The sequence below is a fragment of the Oceanobacillus salinisoli genome (assembly GCF_009733865.1).
GTDB lineage: Bacteria > Bacillota > Bacilli > Bacillales > Amphibacillaceae > Oceanobacillus > Oceanobacillus salinisoli.
On sequence record NZ_WOFB01000001.1, the window covers coordinates 1 to 18,889 of the forward strand.

An 18,889-nucleotide genomic window follows, 5' to 3' on the forward strand; every position below is an offset into this window, starting at 1 on the left:
ACACGAAGGCTGAATTCCAGGAAGGAAGGCTGAATTATGGACACGAAAGCTGGATTCCAGGAAGAAAGGCTGAATTATGAACACGAAAGCTGAATTCCAGAAAGGAAGGCTGAATTATGAACACGAAGGCTGAATTCCAGGAAGGAAGGCTGAATTATGGACACGAAAGCTGGATTCCAGGAAGAAAGGCTGAATTATGAACACGAAAGCTGAATTCCAGATAGGAAAGCTGAATTATCGAACACGAATAAGGCTGATTTCCTCAGAGTACATGAAATGGCAAAGTTTTTTTTATAAATTATGCAAAGATAATGAACCTGTTAGCATCCGGTTTAGTTTGCTAATTTCTTTTTCACTCTAAAGGAACTACCTATAATAATAGTAGTACTTCTTTTCTTTCATCACTCTGTCAAAAGTATGTTAAAGTAAAAGGAGCAACATTCGAAAGGAATGGAATAAATGAGTAAAACAGTAGTATTAGCAGAAAAACCTTCTGTTGGCCGTGACATTGCAAGAGTGCTGCAATGTTCGAAAAAGGGAAACGGGTACCTGGAAGGTTCGAAATATATAGTGACATGGGCTTTAGGGCATTTAGTGACATTAGCAGACCCTGAAGCATATGACGATAAATACAAGACTTGGAAACTGGATGATTTGCCGATGCTTCCAAACAACTTAAAACTGGTAGTGATGAAAAAAACAGGAAAGCAGTTTAACGCGGTTAAAACCCAGTTAAACCGTAAAGATGTATCGGAAATTGTGATTGCAACAGATGCTGGAAGAGAAGGGGAGCTTGTGGCTCGCTGGATTATTGAGAAGGCACGTGTGAAAAAGCCTGTGAAGCGGTTATGGATTTCGTCTGTGACAGATAAAGCGATTCGTGATGGATTTAATAATCTGAAACCAGGTAAGCATTATGAAAACTTATATGCATCTGCAGTAGCACGCTCAGAAGCAGACTGGTATGTCGGTTTAAATGCAACCCGCGCTCTGACAACGAAGTTTAATGCACAGCTTTCCAGTGGTCGTGTTCAAACGCCAACACTTGAGATGGTAGCACAGCGTGAGAAGGAAATTAAAGAATTTAAGCCACGGAAATTTTACGGGATGGAAGCTAAAACCAATAAAGGGTTTAAAATGGTTTGGCAGGACGATAAAAAGAATAGTCGGATATTTTCTAAAGAAAAGGCAGATGGCTTAGCTAACCGATTGAAAAACAAACCAGCTACCATTACAAATGTCAATAAATCCTACAAGAAAAAATTTGCCCCGCAATTGTATGATTTAACGGAACTGCAGCGTGATGCGAACCGGATTTTTAATTTTTCCGGAAAGCAGACACTGTCCATCATGCAAAAGCTTTATGAGCAGCATAAGGTTTTAACCTATCCCAGAACGGATTCCCGTGTGATTTCCTCGGATATTGTTCCGACCTTAAAAGACCGGATCAAAGCTTGTGGTGTCGATCAGTATGCAAAAGCGGCAGGGAAACTGATGAACAAAACGTTTAAACTGCCGAAATCAGTGGTTGACAATGCGAAAGTGTCCGATCACCATGCGATTATCCCAACAGAACAGCATGTGGTTCTGGAGGATTTAAATGATAAGGAAAGAAAAATTTATGATCTGGTTGTGAATCGATTTTTGGCGGTTTTATCGGATCCATATGAGTATGAGCAGACAACGATTTTTGCAGAAATCGATGGCGAAACATTTGTTGCTAACGGAAAAGTGGTGAAAAAGCAAGGCTGGAAGGAAATTTACGATAATCGTTTTGATGACGATGAATCTAAAGATGACCAGCGCTTACCTGCCATAAACAAGGGTGATGTATTTTCTAATGTTGCGCTAAAGCAAACAGAGGGAAAAACCAAACCTCCAGAACGATTTACAGAGGGTGCCCTGCTGCAGGCGATGGAAAACCCAGTGAAATATATGAGCTCGGATGAAAAGCATCTAGCAAAAACCATCAATCAGGCTGGTGGAATCGGAACAGTAGCTACCCGGGCAGATATTATTGAAAAGTTGTTTAACAGCATGTATATGGAACTAAAAGGAAAACATATCTTTATTACTTCCAAAGGACGCCAGCTGCTTGAACTCGTTCCAGATGACTTGCGCTCTCCGGCATTAACGGCAGATTGGGAGCAAAAGCTTCAAAGGATTGCGGAAGGGAAATTGAAGAAAGAGAAATTTATTTCCGAAATAAAAGGATATACGAAGCAAATCGTTACCGAAATTAAGAGCAGTGATGAAAAATTCAAGCATGATAATATGACGGGAACCAAATGTCCAGGTTGTGGAAAACTGATGCTTGAAGTTAAGAACAAACATGGAAGAATGCTTGTCTGTCAGGACCGTTCCTGTGGGCATAAGAAAAACATTGCAAAACAGACAAATGCCCGTTGTCCAAATTGCCATAAACGAATGGAACTCCGTGGTGAAGGAGATGGCCAGATGTTTACTTGTAAATGTGGACACAGGGAAAAGGTTTCTACTTTTAATAAACGCAGAAGCAAAGAGAAACAGCAAAAAGTATCGAAGAAAGATATCAACAAATATTTAAAGCAGGATGATGGTTTTAAAAACAACGCGCTTGCGGATGCATTGTCGAAGTTGAAAAAATAGTGTTTAGGCTCTCTGTCGATTTTGGCAGGAGTCTTTTTTTATATTTTTAGGTAATAATAAATTTTAAAGGTGGATGTCGACCGAAATAAGTGGGTGTTCGCGCGATTTGTTTGTGGTGTCGTACTAAACGAAAGAGTTCACGCGCGATTTGAATGGAGAAGCTAAGTGGTGTGGTTTTCTGAAAAAGGGGAAGTAGCTGCACCAATTTATATATCAAAGTTCACAATGGTACCACGAAACAATTCAAGCCAAACAGTTTACTTCCTATCCTGAAAGATTTATCATTTGTTATAGATTCATTTTTTGACAGTAAGGAGGTAGGCATAGATGGCTTTTGTTATTTTAGATCCGTGCCAAGGGGAAAAAGCGGGAGAATGTGTAAGTGTCTGTCCTGTTGATTGTATAGAGGAAGGTCCAGACCAGTTTTACATAGATCCGGAAATTTGCATTGATTGTGGTGCTTGTAAAGCGGTTTGCCCTGTTTCGGCAATTGAAGAAGAATATGACTTAACACCAGATCAAGAAGTATTCTTAGAGAGGGCCGAAAAATTTTTTGCAGATAGATAGATGTATATAGAAGACAAGGCTGCCTTAGTAGTTAGGGTAGCCTTGTTTTTGATTGGGATATGGTAAATTAGATATATAGATGGGACAGTAAAGAGAAATAATACGCGGTTCATCTAAAAGGATTTGTTTGTTAATGTACTGAGGCTTTCTATACTTTGGGAAATAAAACTTGAAGTGTTGTTTCTAATGTGGAATCAAGTAGTTGTTAGCAGTGGAATTACAATCCATACATGTTTTTAAATCTAGCAAACTCGCGCTCATTTCGTGCGGATTTTCCCCAAATGTGCTCTTGGTCAGCCTCTATAGAAGTTAACTTTTCTATAACCTCTTTGTGACGAGTATCATTTTCTTTTTGCATTTCATCCATTTTATCCTGCATAGAATTTTGTTCTGTTTTAATTTCGTTAATATCGTCGCGCATGCTGGATTGCTCTGTTTTAATTTCATTAATATCGTTACTCATAGTAGTAGTTTGGTTTTCCATTATTTTGCCTACCGTGTTAATTAACGTAGTCATCATATCTTCTAAACGATCAAATCTTTCTTCATTCATTCTTCACACCTCCTTATGCAATTAGTATACTTTATTTTAATGAATAGGCTATACAAAAAATGTCGGATTTTGTGTGGGAGTTCATGCTGTTAGGGAAGAGTATGTTGCTCAAATAGAAGGAGACTCACTCATGCGATTTAATAGGGCGTTTGCTCGAAATAGAAGGAGACACGCGTGATTTGATAGGGTAGTCGCACGAAATAATAGGAGACACGCGCGATTTAATAGGGTAGTCGCTCGAATATAGACTACCCCTCACGCGAAATGATAATGCAGCCTCTCAAATCACACAACATAGTTAGTAAGTCACTCAAAATAGAGGATTATTCCATTCAAGCTTTGGAAACAGTATCCTAGTCCAAAATCATGTTTAGGGCTTTTTCCATATCGGTAGTAGGCTGTTTACAGGCAAAATTTTCACAAACGTATATGGTAATTTCCCCGTTTAGCGACTTATATTCTGCTGCAAATGGGGCAACCTCGTTAAAGTGTTCAGGGTTTTCTGCGACAAGCAATGTGACATCTGGCATGAACCTTTCCTGGATTTTTTTCAATAATTTAATGCGTTTATGATCTGCTTCATCTCCTAAAATTACAACTTCTTTTGTCGAATTTTCTATTAGTTGCAGGCTTTGCAGGAAGAAGGGGCTGGCTGATGGCTGCCTGTTCATGTCATTAAAGAAAGTATAGTACATTTCCTCGACATTATCTAAATAGGTAGGTTCTCCTGTAAGATAACTGAGGCGTGTTAGCATAACAGCCGCGACACTGTTTCCGGATGGAATCGCACCATCGTAAATTTCTTTATCTTTCGCGATTAATTTCTCACTGTCTTTTCCACTAAAAAAGAATCCGCCATCATCTTCGTCCCAAAACAATTCAATCATTTGGTCGACAAGGGAACGTGCATGTTTCAGGTAATCATTAGAAAAGGTTGCTGCATACAACTCTAAATAACCCCATAATAGAAAAGCATAGTCATCAATGTAGGCCTTATATTTCGTTTCTCCTTCACGATATCGTGCCATTAAACGACGATTGTGGTACATTTCTTCCTCCACAAATTTCATTGCTGATGCGGCCATTTCCGTATATTCTTCTACCGCAAAGACACTTCCTGCTTTAGCAAGTGCAGCTATCATCATTCCGTTCCATGCTGTTAAAATTTTATCATCCACATGTGGGTAGATACGCTTTTCCCTAGCTTCTAACAATTTAATTCTTGCCGTTTCTAATCTTTCGAGAAGAGTGTCTAATGGTATGTTGTTTTCTCGTGCCACGTATTCTAAATCCTGATCGATTAAATGAGGAATATTTTTTCCTTCAAAATTTCCTTCAGGTGTTACTTCATAAACACCTACGTAAAGCTCACCTAATTCTGCACCGAGAATGTCGAAAATTTCTTCATAATCCCATACATAATATTTTCCCTCAACACCCTCTGAATCCGCATCAATAGCAGAATAAAAGGCTCCTTCATCACTCATCATTTCCCGTTTGATAAATGTAATGATTTGTTCGGAAATGTTTTTATAGAAGGGGTCTTTTGTCAATTGATAACACTCGGTATAAACGATTAAAAGCAGCGCATTGTCATAGAGCATCTTTTCGAAATGGGGAACGAGCCATTCCTTGTCGGTGGAATAGCGGGAAAACCCATATCCTACGTGATCCCAAATTCCACCTGCAGCCATGTCCTGAAGCGTTTTTTCTAACATTTTAAGTGCTGCTCGGTTACCTGTGAAATGATAATGACGTAATAAAAACAAGAGGTTTTGCGGCATTGGAAATTTCGGTGTTTTTCCAAATCCGCCGTATGTAAAATCATAGTTTTTCGCTAACTGCTGATATCCTTTATCCAGCGTTTCCTTAGTTAGACGACTTTCACTTTTGGACGAAAGGGACTGATTTAATGCACCCGTTACCCTTTTCGTTACCTCTGTAATATGTGCTGGATCTTCAGTGTATTTTCGGTGAAGCTGGGTGAGTGCTTCCATTAATCCAGGTCGACCGTATTTGCTTTCTTTTGGAAAATAGGTTCCAGCATAAAATGGAACTTTATCAGGTGTCATAAAAATCGTCAGTGGCCACCCACCATGTCCTGTCATCATCTGACAAACTTTCATATAAACCGAATCAACATCAGGACGTTCTTCACGGTCTACTTTAATCGATATGTAGTTAGCGTTTAGTAGCATGGCAACTTCTTCATCTTCAAAGGATTCATGGGCCATGACATGACACCAATGACACGTTGAATAGCCGATGGAAAGGAAAATGGGCTTATTTTCTTGTTTTGCTTTTTGAAATGCATCGTCTCCCCATGGATACCAGTTTACTGGGTTATGGGCGTGTTGTAGGAGGTAGGGAGACTTTTCATGAATTAATTTATTGTCTGTCAAACTATCACTTCCTTAGAATAAGTACTTTTGTATATATGGTACCCAAACTAAAAAGAAAAAGACACTCAAATGAGCATCTTTTATTATAAAACTTTACCTTTGGAACTTGGGTTAATCTCTACTTTCCGTTCAACCTTATCAAAGGTGGCCACCACCACTCCTCAAGTGGCTCACTAGAATTTGATAAATCATAAACTTTTTTAATATGCTGAACCATACTTTCTACATACTCAAGTAATTGTAAGTCATTATTAATAGAATTCGCTCTCTTAAGTTTATGTTATGGGTTTCCTTATTTAGACGGCTACGTTGGTGTAACATATCAATTGTTTCAAAAGGACTTACTTCAATATCAGTTTTATTTGTTTAAGTATGGTAGGGTGAAAAAGTAGCAGTATAATTCGAATGAACGATGTAGCCTTCAATTTAATATATTGACATCTTTTTAGAATAGCGATATAGTATAGAATAACTTAACAACCGAGAGATGTTTTATTTTTAATTTGAATTAAATAGGGTTTTAGCATGCTTTTAATAATAAACATGATATTGATTGCATGAAAAAACGTTTTATAAAAAATGAGAATTAAAAAATAAGATAAATCGGTATATTTCTTAACAGAATTAGTTTTGGAATATACTTTTTTTATTGGAGAATAAAAATATGAACAAAACAAAAGGTTCTATAGAAGCAGAAATAAGTAAGGCTATTACACAATGGGAAAAGGATTTTCTGGGACGCGGCTCTGTGTCTGTGAAGACTGATATATTGCGGGATATGATTATAGTAAATCTAAAAGGAATTCTCACACCTGCAGAATACTCTGTCTGTGAAACCAAAGATGGAATGTTGTCTATAAAGAAAAATAGATCTGATTTGGTTGAATCAGGTTTAAAAGATCTTTACCAGATCATTTTAACAATCACTGGTAAGAAAGTGAGCAGTTTTCATACTGATATAAGCACTCGTACAGGAGAACGGATCATGGTGTTTAAGTTACTCGATGACTTTGAGAAAAATTTTTAATATATGTAAAATGGGAGATCTTTAATAGTTTATAAGTTAAAGATAAACCGGCAATTTACAGATGATTAGTGGCTAGGCCGCTCGATTCTGAAGTTGCCGGTTTTTTTGCACATTAGGAAAGTATAAAATTTTAGCCAAGAAGAGGATTCGACGTAGCTAAAATTTTAATGTCCCAAGTATAAGAAAAACTACCACATTCGCTAAAGAACTAGCGAAAGCGAGTTTTTCTAATTGCACGTCAGGAAGTAAAAATTATAGCCAAGAAGCGGGTTTGACGTATCACTATTGAAGTTTTTGATTTACTTTATTGCATGAGTGACTCGTTCGTAACCCCTAAAAATTGAAGAACCATTTTTTTTAGGAGGAATAGAAATGACTGAAATCATATTAGAAAATTTATTATCAACTGTTGTATTATTTTTTGTATTAGGAATTTTGGCTGCTGTCTTTAAATCAGATTTGAAATTTCCCAATGGTCTTAGTGAAGCTTTAAGCATATATCTATTGATTGCTATAGGAATAAAGGGGGGAATTGAGCTCTCCCATTATTCCATTCAAACGGTGTTGGGGCCAATATTCGGTGCGATTTTTCTAGGAGCTGTTATCCCGTTGATTACTCTGTTTCTAATGCGACTCATTAATATGGATCTTAAAAACTCAATTGGATTAGCAGCCACATATGGGTCTATAAGTATTGTGACGTATGGAGCAGCCATCTCTTTTTTAGATAAAGGTGGAATAGCTTATGAGGGATTTATGAATGCTTTAGTTGTACTGATGGAAAGCCCAGCAATTTTAGTTTCGCTGCTTTTATTAAAGGTAATAGAAAATAAAAATAATGTAACAGCATATTCTTCTTCCCAAAATGTTGGGTTTCTTCCTGTATCAGCGAGATTAATAGATAAGCAGGTATTAAGAGAAAGTTTATTTGGAAAAAGTATTTTACTTCTACTAGGAAGTCTAGTCATAGGTGTTATTCTTGGTGAGCGCGCTGTACCAATGGTAAAACCATTATTTATCGATTTATATAACAGTGTTTTAATTCTTTTCCTGCTTAATATGGGATTAATTACAGGTCAGCGATTACCAGAGGTGAAAAAACACGGTGTAAAACTATTGCTTTTTGGATTAACGACACCACTATTATTCGGAAGTTTGGGCGTAATGGTAGGGATATTTGCGGATTTATCTTTAGGTGGAGCGACATTGATGGGCGTATTGGCAGGCAGTGCTTCGTATATTGCTGCACCAGCAGCTCTTAAGACTTCTGTGCCAGAGGCGAATCCATCCATTTATTTAGGGTTATCTTTAGGAGTTACTTTTCCTTTTAATCTAATAATTGGTATCCCTGTTTATTATGAAATAGCGAAATGGTTATACAGCATCATCTAATCGAAAAGAAGTGAGATGGCCATAGGAGAAAGTCTACGAATCTCGGGTTGTTAAGGATATTGTATTAATTAAATGAAAGGTTTTCCAAAATAGGGTATTGACAATCCTATTATCTCGGTGTAAAGTGTTTAATATATTAAAAGACATCGACAATATTTGACAAAATTCGACTTTATGAATTTACAAAAAATATATTTTCTTTCTTATCCAGAGAGGTGGAGGGACTGGCCCTAGGAAACCTCGGCAACGGACATATGTACCGTGCTAATTCCAGCAAGCGATTAGCTTGAAAGATAAGAAGGAGCTCTGTACATATGTTTGCAGCATATTAATAGGAGTCCTTCTTCTTATATGGAGAAGGACTTTTTTGTACATATATCGAATAAAATCATGTCCTGTCAATTTGACGAAATATCAACAAAGAAAGGGGACAACGAACATGATAGAATTTCAAAATCTTGTAAAAGTTTATGATAGTGGCGGTAAACAAGTACATGCGCTAAATAACATAAATTTAAAGATTAGCAAAGGTGAAATTTATGGAGTGGTTGGATTTAGTGGCGCTGGTAAAAGCTCACTGATCCGCTGTGTTAACTATTTAGAGCGTCCGACGTCAGGTAAGGTTATCGTAGACGGTCATGATTTATCTGCATTGTCAGAAAAAGAGATTCGCAGGGTGAAGAAAAATATCGGAATGGTTTTCCAGCATTTTAATCTATTAAATTCAAAAACGGTGTATGCTAATGTTGCCATGCCGCTAGTTCTTGAGAAAAAACCAAAAGAGGAAATAAAGAAAAGAGTGTATGAATTACTCGAATTTGTTGGCTTAGGTGACAAAGCAAATGCGTATCCGGACCAGTTATCCGGTGGGCAAAAACAGCGGGTAGGGATTGCTAGATCACTGGCTACCCAGCCATCGATTTTGCTTTGTGACGAAGCAACGTCTGCCCTCGATCCGCAAACAACAAGCTCGATTCTTCAGCTGCTGAGAAAGATTAATGAAGAATACAATATTACGATTCTAATGATTACCCATGAAATGTCAGTCATCCGTGAAATTTGCAATAAGGTGGCAGTCATGGAAATGGGGGAGGTTATTGAAGAGGGGACCGTGTTTGATGTTTTTTCAGCACCAAAAACCAAGACAGCGCAGAACTTTGTCAGCACAGTCATGCACGATCAAATACCACAATCCATTATCGACATGATTGAAAACAATAACGGAGCAAATAATGTTTTTCGAATTAATTTTGTTGATCAATCCACTGGTAAGCCACTTTTATCACAGCTTGCTAAAAAATTCGATTTGGAAGTTAACGTGTTATTCGGTAATATTACGGAGCTTCAAGGCATTCCATTTGGAAATTTAATTGTTGAGTTTCAAGGAACGCAAGCGGAAATTAACCGTGCCTTAACCTATATGGAGACTAAAGAAATAAGCTTTAGGGAAGTGAAATCACATGTTAGTTAATTCGAATCAAATCATGGAAGCTTTAATAGAAACGATTCAAATGGTCGGGATATCCTTTATTTTTTCCATCCTGCTTGGATTACCGCTTGGTATTTTGCTTTTTGTAACCCGAAAAGGACAGATACTTGAAAATACAGCGTTTTTTGCCGTATTAAATGCAATTATTAATATTTTCCGTTCCATTCCATTTATTATATTACTGGTGGCCATTATCCCGTTTACCCGTTTGATTGTCGGGACATCGATTGGTACAGCAGCTGCCATTGTTCCGCTTGTTATTTATGCGGGGCCATATATTGCCAGGTTAGTAGAGAGTTCTTTACTTGAAATTGATGACGGCGTGCTGGAAGCGGCGAATGCAATGGGGGCAACTCCGTGGCAAACGATCTATCGCTTTCTTCTTCCAGAGGCACTAAGTTCTTTGGTAGTAAACTTTACGATAGCAACCATCGGACTTATCGGTGCATCAGCAATGGCTGGAACCGTTGGTGGGGGAGGAATAGGGGACCTTGCCATTACATATGGATACCAGCGATTTGATACCGTAACAATGATTATAACGGTTGTCATACTAATTATAATGGTTCAAGGTCTGCAATCATTAGGAAATACCTTATCTAAAAAAATACGTAGAAGATAACTTAGGAGGAAAAACATCATGAAAAAAATAGTACTATCGATTGTTTTATTAACATTATCAGTATTTATAGCAGCATGCTCAGGTGGAGAAGGAGAAACAGTTAAAGTTGGAATTAGTGGTACAGATACCCGGCAATGGGATTATGTAGCTGAGAAAGCAGCAGAAGAAGGAATTAATATTGAAATTGTTTCTTTTAACGACTATGTACAGCCAAATACAGCATTAGCAGATGGTGAATTAGATGCAAATGCATTCCAAACGGTCGCTTACTTTGATCAATTTATCGTAGAACATGAACTGGATTTGGTGCCTATTGCTACAACTGTTTTAGCACCAATGGGAATGTTTTCAGATAAATATACCGATGTCAATGACATTCCAGATGGCGAGAAAATTGCTGTGCCAAATGACGTTTCCAATCAAGGAAGAGCACTTCTTTTACTGCAGGATGCTGGACTAATTGAACTAGTAGAAGATTATGATGGTCTTGGATCAATTGAGGAAAGTATTGTTGGCAATCCGAAAAACATTGAGCTTGTTCCAATGGCTCCCGCTCAAACACCAAGAGCTCTGGAAGATGTTGCGGCTTCTGTAATTAACAACGGAATTGCCAATGACGCTGGTCTTAATCCAATTCATGATTCCATATTCCATGAAGATGAAACAGCTATTGACTATCTTAATATCATTGCAGTAAATGAAGAAGACAAAGACAATGAAACATTGCAAAGAATTGCAGAATTATATCAAGAAGAAGATACGGCTGAATTTATTGAACAAGAATATGGTGGAACCTTATTGCCTACATTTGTTCCATTAGAAAACATTGGCTGGTAATAAGCTGGATACCAGCGCGTATTAAAAAATAGAGAGGGACATGTTTTCCCTCTCTACAGCTATAGCAGAAATATAAAAATGGTTGACCTTTTATTTCAGGTCAACCATTTTTTGTTGTTTCTAAAAGATAGAGACTGCAGTTACTCGTCCCACCGAAAAGATTTCTGATTTTGGCGCAAAAGATATAAAGTCTGACGTGAGTTAGTACATGAGTAAGAAGCGCTCTCATATCGCTGCGGAAATATACTATGCTTTCCGCGGGCAGTTGGTGAGGTCGGGCCAACAGGACGTTGGTCACGAAGGCGTTGCCACAGGACGTGGCGTTCTTAGCCTTTGATCGTTTGTCGTGTCTTTAGGGGTCTCACCGATGCCTCTTTTCCCACAGGACAAGGAAGGCTTCGGCAGCGTTACATCGCACGCAGAAAAAGTGCTTTTCTCTTTCAAGGAAGTGGTTTTTCCTAGGAGGCTGAGGCGTTGCCTCCCGGAAAGCGATTGCCCGGAGCGGAAATCAACTGGGCACTATCTTACGTCGCACTTTATATCAAAAACGAAATTTAAATACAACCATACTTATACAAAGAGCTCATTTCTTTAACAGATCCATAATTTGGCTATAGATTGCTTCGGCTTCTTTTGTCGTGATAGCCCGGTTTAAGCTTTTTCTTAATTCTTTATATTTCTTTTTTTCTTCTGACGTTAATTCCGAGATAGTGCGTTTTAATTCTTCAGTAATAGCATCCATCTATTCTTCTCCCCCTTTAGATGAATTTTCTTGTTCTAATTTATCCAATTCTTTGTTATATTCATTGATCCTGGCAGCAACATACGTGTTTGCCAGTTTTTCCAGATAACTTCCACCGCTTATTCCTGCGAAAATAGAATAAAGGATAATGGTCCATATGGTTGGTTCTGAAGTGGAAATGGCAATGATGCAGGATATGAATCCCGCCCCACCACCTAATATCAGCTCTCTCCAAGAACCAGGGGATAATCTAGTTCTATTATCTTTGTCTTTAAATTCATAAGGAGAAATGAAACCTTCATCTGAAAGAAGTATATTAAAATAACCGCCTGTAATCCCTAGAATAATGGACAGGCATACCCATAGAAATTCCTCCAATGTTAAACACCTTTCGTAATCAAATTATGGGGGTGTCAGTTAACTAAAACACAGTATCTCATTTCAGGTAATCATAGTGTTACAGGAGAAGCCCATCTATGGTAGGAAAAGATATTTATTACGTGATTGACTGGATGTAAGACCCCTACTTCAACAATGATAAGTAGGGGATTGCAGCCAGTAAACTCCTGATTCGTTCATTTAACAATCAGTGGGAGATAAAAAACGACTGATTGAAAACTCACTTTATGTCCTGATATTTAATGGATTAGACATTTTCATTGTATGCTGTTTATGTATTCTTTGTTCATTTGTCCAACAAAATAGGGAAGAGACCCGACTCATTAGAGGAAGGTAAGATGCTGCTTACCACAATCATTCAACTAAGGCTTGAAAGTTTTTTTTCTTGTTAGAATCGCTTTAGCTTTTTCATAATGGGCTTTTGCTTCTTCAGGTGATAAAGCTTTATTTAGTGCATTCCTGTGTTTTCTATACTCCTTCAATTCTTCTGGACTAAGATTTTTAATTAAAGAATTCTCATCCACAATGGCACCTCCTTTTATTTATTTAAGAATAATCAGTTATTTGTAAATACTTTATGATTGAAATCAGACTATAATAACAAAAGCTATAAAACTTGTTGAGAAAAAATACCCAGATTATATAAAAATACCCGGGATATCTCAAAAATTGGATACCCGAGTCGTTTAAAGTCAACAAAAGGGGGAGTAAAATGTACAGAACTTCCAGATTATCGGTTTTTTAATCCTGTGCGCAATATTTTGGTATCTACGCCAACATCTACGTCTAAATCTTTATAAACCTCTTTCCAGTTTTCAGATGTATGAACATGCTTGTCCCAATAATCCGGAAATTCCCCTCTAACATATTCACCGAATCCAAAAATATCTGATTTTGCTTCTTGGGTTTGTTCGATAAGTTTGATATATTCATCCTTTAAATATTGGTTAATTTTTTCTTCTATTTCTTTAATGATTTTGGAGTCATCCAAGTTCACATTTTTAGCTGTTTTTTCCCGAATTTCTGCTTCAATTTGTACATCTATCTGAACAGATGGTTTTCCATTCTCCATTTGGAAACGATATTTCGTTTCTCTGTTAATGGATTTAACTAGAATTCCCTTATTTTCCTTCCAGTTAATAAGGGCATTTGAACCACCTGGATTATGTTCCGTTAATCCATTATAGAGAGCGATTTGATATGGGGCAGTACGACCAGCCATTTTGCTCCCATTAAAGTAAGCAATCCCTTCAATTTTAATATGCTGGCCCTTTTCGACGGTAATGTAGGGCATCAATCCATCTCTTCCTTTATCTGATTCGGCAATCCAAAAGATCCCGAGGTTATGTTCGGGGAATTTCCCCAAACCAACCGCTTCTTTAAAAACGGTGGATAGATACATCGACGGTACCCGTTCCATTTCGGGAGCGGCCTCCATCGTCTGGGCAGCATCATCTCCATTTACTGCAATCCATGCGGTTCTTCTAACATCCGGTACACGTCTTAAATATTCCATAATATCATGGATCCCTTTTTGAGCTACGTCTTCAGAAATAATGATTACTTTTAAATGTCCTAAAAAGATTTGATGGGCAAGCTTTTGCTGTAAATTTTCCATCGCATCCCCCATGGTATGTCCAACTGCTTCCACGACCCAAACCGATTCTGTTGGAGTTCCTTCATTTCCGCCCGTAGGATTTAAAGGAACTTTCCCAGGTATGGCTAGTTGTGCAGTGACTTTAATCATTCCAATTTCCGAAGTAGGGGTATTTAAACTATCAGGATGATTAGGAGAACTATCTTCCTCTTCTTCAGCAATGTCGATAGCAAGCCCAAGAACAGTTGACAGATCCTCTATTTCGTGTCTGTCCCAGCAGCCGCCAAGGAAGAGGGGGATTAGGATGCTGACAATGACACGTACTATCAATTACTTTCGCCCCTTTTTTTTCGTAATAACGAGATAATGAGAAGGAGGAAAGGGTAAAGAATCGTTAAGATAATGCCACTTTTTCCTACCCATTCTCCAATTTCATACAGTTGTTGAATATTTTGTGGAAATAAAGCTACGGTAATAACAAGAGGTAATAGAATGAACGTAAATGGCAATTGACTGTCAAAGCCAAAAAATTTTGCCCCTGTATAGGTAACAAGCAAATAACCAGACAGCAACGTGGTAAAAGCAGAAAATATCCATACAATGATAAAAACAAGGTCCAGCCTTTCCAGCATCTCGGCAGGGAATTGAATCATTCTTGCCAGCACAAACATTGGCCATAAGGACTTTCCTATTTCCTGTGACCCAAAGACTGCCATCGTTATACCGACGGCAAATAATATAGTCGTACCAGATACAGTAACCCCCAATACACTTCCAATAACCGCTCGTTTCGCCGACTGCATAAATGGAACGAGGATGGTTAAAATGAATATTCCGATTTGGATAAATGGTAAGCCTGTTACGGTCAGTGTTCCTTCTATAAAATTAGAGAACTCCGCATTATTACCAAGAAAGGGTTTAAGATGAACAATTTCCATTTTGGTAAGAGACAGCAAAATCATGAGAAAAATAGGAAGTATAATAAAAGGAAAATAATAATATTGAATATGGCTAAACGTGGTTATACTATTACGACAGGTTATTGCTATGACAATCATCATGGACGTAATTGTAATAAAAAGGGGAGTTTTATTAAGCAAAGAATGATTCATCACTTCCCCGAACTCTCTTAACACTAAACCAACGATGAGGATAAAATAAATGATTATTAGGATACCTATGAGCTTGCTTAATGGTTTTCCGATGATATCAGCACTGTATTCAATGATTGTCTGATTAGGGAAACGTGCACCAAGATAGGCGGTAATCAACACACCTATAAAAGCAATGAAGAGCCCACATAGCGTAACGAGAAACCCACCTGTATTCACTTTTTCACTGGCAATTCGTGGAAGGGATAAGACACTGACACCTATCGTCGTGTTAGAAATAATCGCCATAATTTGAGCTGCTGTTATTTGTTTCGGAAAATTCATTTTCATTCCCCTTCCTGTTGTTTACGTTTGGCTTGTTGTAAGGGATTGTTTTTTTCTAATTGCTTTGTTTTGATCCGCTTTTTCTTAATGGGTAATAATGATTCAGGGCGATCTTTCATCGCATTCAATGGTGCACGCAATATGGAATCTTTTAATTCCCCAAAATTCATCGGTGTTACTGGTGTCATATATGGAACACCAAAAGATTTTAATGAGATTAAGTGGTTATTAATGAGTAATACACCTAACACAAACCCATAAAATCCAAGAATGCCGGTTAATAATAAAAGCGGAAAACGGACCATCCGAAAACCAATGGCCATATCATAAGCAGGAGTAGCAAACGAACAGATAGATGTCAGCGCAATAACAACAACGGTAATCGGACTGACAAATCCCGCTGCAACAGCTGCTTCACCAATAACTAAGACCCCGACAATGGATAATGCACTTCCAATCTGCTTTGGCATTCGAATGGTTGCTTCACGCAAAATTTCCATCGCGGCTTCCATAAAAAGAACTTCAACTACAGTTGGAAATGGGACACTGGAACGTCCGCTCGTAACTGCAACGGCAAATGCAGTCGGTATCAGTTCCGGGTGAAAGGATATTAAAGCAACATATAAAGACGGCATTAATACGGAAAATAATAATGCCAATAAACGCACCCAGCGGATTAAAGTAGCCATAATGAACCGCATATTGTAATCTTCAGGAGTTTGATAAAATTGATTAAAGGTAGCAGGGACGATTAATGCAGCTGGTGAGCCATCAACTAAAATAGCGACTCTTCCTTCCAACAAGTTGCCAGCGACAACTTCTGGACGTTCTGTGTTTTGCACTTGTGGAAATGGAGAACGAGGATTATCCTCGATAAATTGTTCAACATAGCCAGAATCTAAAATACGATCTACTTGAATCTGGTTTAATCGCCTTTCCACTTCCTTAATTAATTTTTTGTTTGTAATTCCCTCTATGTAGCTGAGTACAATTTTAGATTTTGTTAATTCTCCGATTTGGAAGCTTTGTAAACGAAGTTCGGGGACAGGTAATCGTTTGCGCAATAAGGCTATATTGGATGGGAGCGACTCAATAAGACCTTCCCTTGGCCCACGAATGACTTGTTCTTTTTCTGGTTCAGTAATACCCCTCTTATCGATTTTTGCTGTTTCCAATAGGAAGGCTTCTTTGATTCCATCCACGATAACTGCCGTTTTCCCCCGAAGAATTCCTTCTATGATATTGGCTAAGCTTTCTTCTTTTTCTACTTCGGTATAGTAAAGAGCCTTATTTAAAATGCTTCGTTTGAATGATTCCTCATCCTTCTCAATTGTTCGGTTATCGATGTCTTCGTTCTCACTTTTATTCTGATGAGTGGATAGGTTCATTAACGGCTTAGCGATGTCCTGGTTAATGACATCCTTATCTACCATACTATTTAAATAAATAATAACCGCAGGAATTTCCCCGTATATGGTTAGATTCCGAACAGTAAAATCACTATCGCTTTTAAAAATTTCCTCCAATTTACCAACGGTTTTCTTAAGTCCATTTTCGGTCTTCACATTTCTGTTTTTATCTAAAATCAAACTGCTCAGTTCTGGATTTCTTCTGCGCTTTTTCAATGCATATACCTTCCTTTTAAATTGTCTTGCCACCATTTAGGTATTTTTTCTAAAGGCTTGCGGAATATGCTGGATAAAGAATAACTTAATCAATTTGTAAAATGTATGAAATATAGTTAGGGGTGATTTCGATTTGAACGAAAAGAAATGGTTCAGTTAGGAAGAAAGGAGAGACAATCTGCTCACGCTCTATCTATGGATTTCCGAATGATCTCTACCAAGGGTTCCCGGGAGAAATACTATATTTCCGAGAATCGCCGATATAACGGGGAACTGCTGATCTGTCTTGTAGAATAGTTGATTTTTAGGGAAGCAATGAATAGAAACGTATTAAAATAGACCAAATCACCGAGGGACTTTGGTCTATTATTTTCTGTTAGGAAAGTATAAACTTGAGCAGCGTCTAAAGCTGTTTTAAATTTTTACGTTTAAAATATAAGAAAGCCTAACCTAATCGCGCGAGATATTCCAGTCCTCGAGCGACCGATAATTTCAGATTAACTCCCGATAAGCCAGCAGATAAAAATTTTTACTTTATCACGTGATTAACTGGCTGTAAGACCCTTAACGAGAAGAATTCGAGATGACTCTAGAATTATAACTGGAGGACGGGCAGCCAGTAAACTCCTGATTCGTTCAGAGGCCTTTAAATCATTCTTTAGGGCTAACAATCAGTGGGGGATGAAACCCCCCCACTGATTGAAGATTCATTTTATTTTTTGATACAATTTCTGATTCCCGCTAATTACATTATAACTGTCTGCACGATCTGTATAGGAAATGGTTTCTTTGTCACCAAGTCCAAGAATGCCAAACATTCTTAAGCTTTCATAAAAGAGTTCCTGAACTTTTTTTTGTAAATCCTTATTAAAATAAATAAGAACATTTCTGCATAAAATGACATGAAATTCATTAAATGATCGGTCAGTCACAAGGTTATGCTGGGCAAAAACTATATTTTTGGTGAGAAAGGGATGAAACTGAACCCCATTATTGGTAGCTGTATAGTACTCCGAAAAGGCAAGCTTTCCCCCCGCTTGAATGTAGTTATTCGTATACTTTTTCATGTGTTCTAACGGGAAGTACCCCTTTTTTGCTATTTTAAGCACATGCGTATTGATGTCTGTTGCATAAATCTTGGTTCGATCATATAACCCTTCCTCTTGAAGTAAGATGGCCATGGAATAAACTTCTTCCCCTGTTGCACAGCCTGCATGCCAAATTCGAATCGAAGGATAGGTTCGTAATAAAGGGATAACCTTTTCACGGAAGTGCAGGAAGAACATCGGGTCACGAAACATTTCCGTAACATTAATCGAAAAGTCAGCAATAAGCCTTTGCATGCATGCGGAATTATGCAGTACTTTATCCAGCAGTGCCAGAATGCTAGGCAGCTTTTCTGCGTGAGCCCGATGCCATATTCTTCTCCTAATCGACTGATAAGCATAATCTCTGTAATCGTACCCGTACCATTCATAAATGGCACGTAAAAACAGCTCAATTTCCAGTTTCTCTAAATCTTCGTAGGAAGATTTCATGCTATTTGTCGTATGATTCATATCGTTTATCCCAT

16 protein-coding genes and 1 riboswitch are annotated in these 18,889 nt (G+C 37.9%); of the genes, 7 read left to right on the forward strand and 9 right to left on the reverse strand.

The annotated features are described in order from the left end of the window. Window positions 1-459: 459 nt before the first annotated feature. Together GMJ66_RS00005 and GMJ66_RS00010 are read left to right on the forward strand one after the other, a co-directional pair. Window positions 460-2,628, forward strand: a complete 2,169-nt coding sequence (locus GMJ66_RS00005; RefSeq protein ID WP_156288173.1) for a DNA topoisomerase III — start codon at window positions 460-462, stop codon at window positions 2,626-2,628. A gap of 327 nt (window positions 2,629-2,955) precedes the next feature. After that, window positions 2,956-3,195, forward strand: coding sequence for an indolepyruvate ferredoxin oxidoreductase subunit alpha (locus tag GMJ66_RS00010; RefSeq protein WP_156288175.1), 240 nt, complete (start codon window positions 2,956-2,958; stop codon window positions 3,193-3,195). Window positions 3,196-3,412: 217 nt separating this feature from the next. Here the strand turns inward: GMJ66_RS00010 and GMJ66_RS00015 are convergent, their stop codons facing one another. Together GMJ66_RS00015 and GMJ66_RS00020 are read right to left on the reverse strand one after the other, a co-directional pair. Further along, window positions 3,413-3,748: a hypothetical protein gene (locus GMJ66_RS00015; RefSeq protein ID WP_156288177.1), complete on the reverse strand. Its 336-nt coding sequence runs from the start codon at window positions 3,746-3,748 to the stop codon at window positions 3,413-3,415. A gap of 353 nt (window positions 3,749-4,101) precedes the next feature. Beyond that, entirely contained in the window at window positions 4,102-6,150 is a 2,049-nt protein-coding gene (locus GMJ66_RS00020; RefSeq protein ID WP_156288179.1) for a thioredoxin domain-containing protein, read from the reverse strand. 664 nt (window positions 6,151-6,814) lie between these two features. Here GMJ66_RS00020 and GMJ66_RS00025 point away from each other — a divergent pair. From GMJ66_RS00025 to GMJ66_RS00045, 5 genes are all read left to right on the forward strand, one after another. Next, window positions 6,815-7,177, forward strand: a complete 363-nt coding sequence (locus GMJ66_RS00025; RefSeq protein WP_156288182.1) for a DUF2294 domain-containing protein — start codon at window positions 6,815-6,817, stop codon at window positions 7,175-7,177. Window positions 7,178-7,549: 372 nt separating this feature from the next. Beyond that, a complete protein-coding gene (locus GMJ66_RS00030) occupies window positions 7,550-8,569 on the forward strand; it encodes a sodium-dependent bicarbonate transport family permease (protein ID WP_156288184.1) in 1,020 nt (339 codons plus the stop codon). Window positions 8,570-8,769: 200 nt separating this feature from the next. Beyond that, a riboswitch (SAM riboswitch) is annotated at window positions 8,770-8,869 on the forward strand. Window positions 8,870-9,008: 139 nt separating this feature from the next. After that, entirely contained in the window at window positions 9,009-10,040 is a 1,032-nt protein-coding gene (locus GMJ66_RS00035) for a methionine ABC transporter ATP-binding protein (RefSeq protein ID WP_156288186.1), read from the forward strand. Beyond that, complete coding sequence (locus GMJ66_RS00040) at window positions 10,030-10,680, forward strand: methionine ABC transporter permease (protein ID WP_156288188.1); 651 nt, start codon at window positions 10,030-10,032, stop codon at window positions 10,678-10,680. The genes GMJ66_RS00035 and GMJ66_RS00040 overlap by 11 nt, the downstream gene beginning before the upstream one ends. Before the next feature lie 18 nt (window positions 10,681-10,698). Continuing rightward, window positions 10,699-11,517, forward strand: a complete 819-nt coding sequence (locus GMJ66_RS00045) for a MetQ/NlpA family ABC transporter substrate-binding protein (RefSeq protein WP_156288191.1) — start codon at window positions 10,699-10,701, stop codon at window positions 11,515-11,517. A gap of 583 nt (window positions 11,518-12,100) precedes the next feature. Here GMJ66_RS00045 and GMJ66_RS00050 read toward each other — a convergent pair. The 7 genes from GMJ66_RS00050 to GMJ66_RS00080 all read right to left on the reverse strand — a co-directional run bounded on the left by GMJ66_RS00050 (window position 12,101) and on the right by GMJ66_RS00080 (window position 18,875). Continuing rightward, entirely contained in the window at window positions 12,101-12,259 is a 159-nt protein-coding gene (locus tag GMJ66_RS00050) for a hypothetical protein (RefSeq protein ID WP_156288193.1), read from the reverse strand. Next, complete coding sequence (locus GMJ66_RS00055) at window positions 12,260-12,637, reverse strand: hypothetical protein (protein WP_156288195.1); 378 nt, start codon at window positions 12,635-12,637, stop codon at window positions 12,260-12,262. 383 nt (window positions 12,638-13,020) lie between these two features. Then, window positions 13,021-13,182, reverse strand: a complete 162-nt coding sequence (locus tag GMJ66_RS00060; RefSeq protein WP_156288197.1) for a hypothetical protein — start codon at window positions 13,180-13,182, stop codon at window positions 13,021-13,023. Between the two features lie 206 nt (window positions 13,183-13,388). Beyond that, on the reverse strand, window positions 13,389-14,585 hold the full coding sequence (locus GMJ66_RS00065) for a Ger(x)C family spore germination protein (RefSeq protein ID WP_156288199.1): 1,197 nt from the start codon (window positions 14,583-14,585) through the stop codon (window positions 13,389-13,391). Beyond that, the gene (locus GMJ66_RS00070; protein WP_197046559.1) at window positions 14,582-15,691 is read right to left on the reverse strand and encodes a GerAB/ArcD/ProY family transporter; all 1,110 of its coding nucleotides are present in this window, start codon (window positions 15,689-15,691) and stop codon (window positions 14,582-14,584) included. Before GMJ66_RS00070 ends, GMJ66_RS00065 begins: the two co-directional genes overlap by 4 nt. Before the next feature lie 2 nt (window positions 15,692-15,693). Continuing rightward, entirely contained in the window at window positions 15,694-17,316 is a 1,623-nt protein-coding gene (locus GMJ66_RS00075) for a spore germination protein (RefSeq protein ID WP_231514765.1), read from the reverse strand. A 707-nt stretch (window positions 17,317-18,023) separates the two neighbouring features. Continuing rightward, window positions 18,024-18,875: a CheR family methyltransferase gene (locus tag GMJ66_RS00080; RefSeq protein ID WP_231514783.1), complete on the reverse strand. Its 852-nt coding sequence runs from the start codon at window positions 18,873-18,875 to the stop codon at window positions 18,024-18,026. Window positions 18,876-18,889 lie beyond the last annotated feature (14 nt).

Coding starts and splice junctions, on each gene's coding strand:
- GMJ66_RS00005 (WP_156288173.1), top strand. CDS start 460: ATGAGTAAAACAGTAGTATTAGCAGAAAAACCTTCTGTTGGCCGTGAC.
- GMJ66_RS00010 (WP_156288175.1), top strand. CDS start 2,956: ATGGCTTTTGTTATTTTAGATCCGTGCCAAGGGGAAAAAGCGGGAGAA.
- GMJ66_RS00015 (WP_156288177.1), bottom strand. CDS start 3,748: ATGAATGAAGAAAGATTTGATCGTTTAGAAGATATGATGACTACGTTA.
- GMJ66_RS00025 (WP_156288182.1), top strand. CDS start 6,815: ATGAACAAAACAAAAGGTTCTATAGAAGCAGAAATAAGTAAGGCTATT.
- GMJ66_RS00030 (WP_156288184.1), top strand. CDS start 7,550: ATGACTGAAATCATATTAGAAAATTTATTATCAACTGTTGTATTATTT.
- GMJ66_RS00035 (WP_156288186.1), top strand. CDS start 9,009: ATGATAGAATTTCAAAATCTTGTAAAAGTTTATGATAGTGGCGGTAAA.
- GMJ66_RS00040 (WP_156288188.1), top strand. CDS start 10,030: ATGTTAGTTAATTCGAATCAAATCATGGAAGCTTTAATAGAAACGATT.
- GMJ66_RS00045 (WP_156288191.1), top strand. CDS start 10,699: ATGAAAAAAATAGTACTATCGATTGTTTTATTAACATTATCAGTATTT.
- GMJ66_RS00050 (WP_156288193.1), bottom strand. CDS start 12,259: ATGGATGCTATTACTGAAGAATTAAAACGCACTATCTCGGAATTAACG.
- GMJ66_RS00070 (WP_197046559.1), bottom strand. CDS start 15,691: ATGAATTTTCCGAAACAAATAACAGCAGCTCAAATTATGGCGATTATT.
- GMJ66_RS00080 (WP_231514783.1), bottom strand. CDS start 18,875: ATGAATCATACGACAAATAGCATGAAATCTTCCTACGAAGATTTAGAG.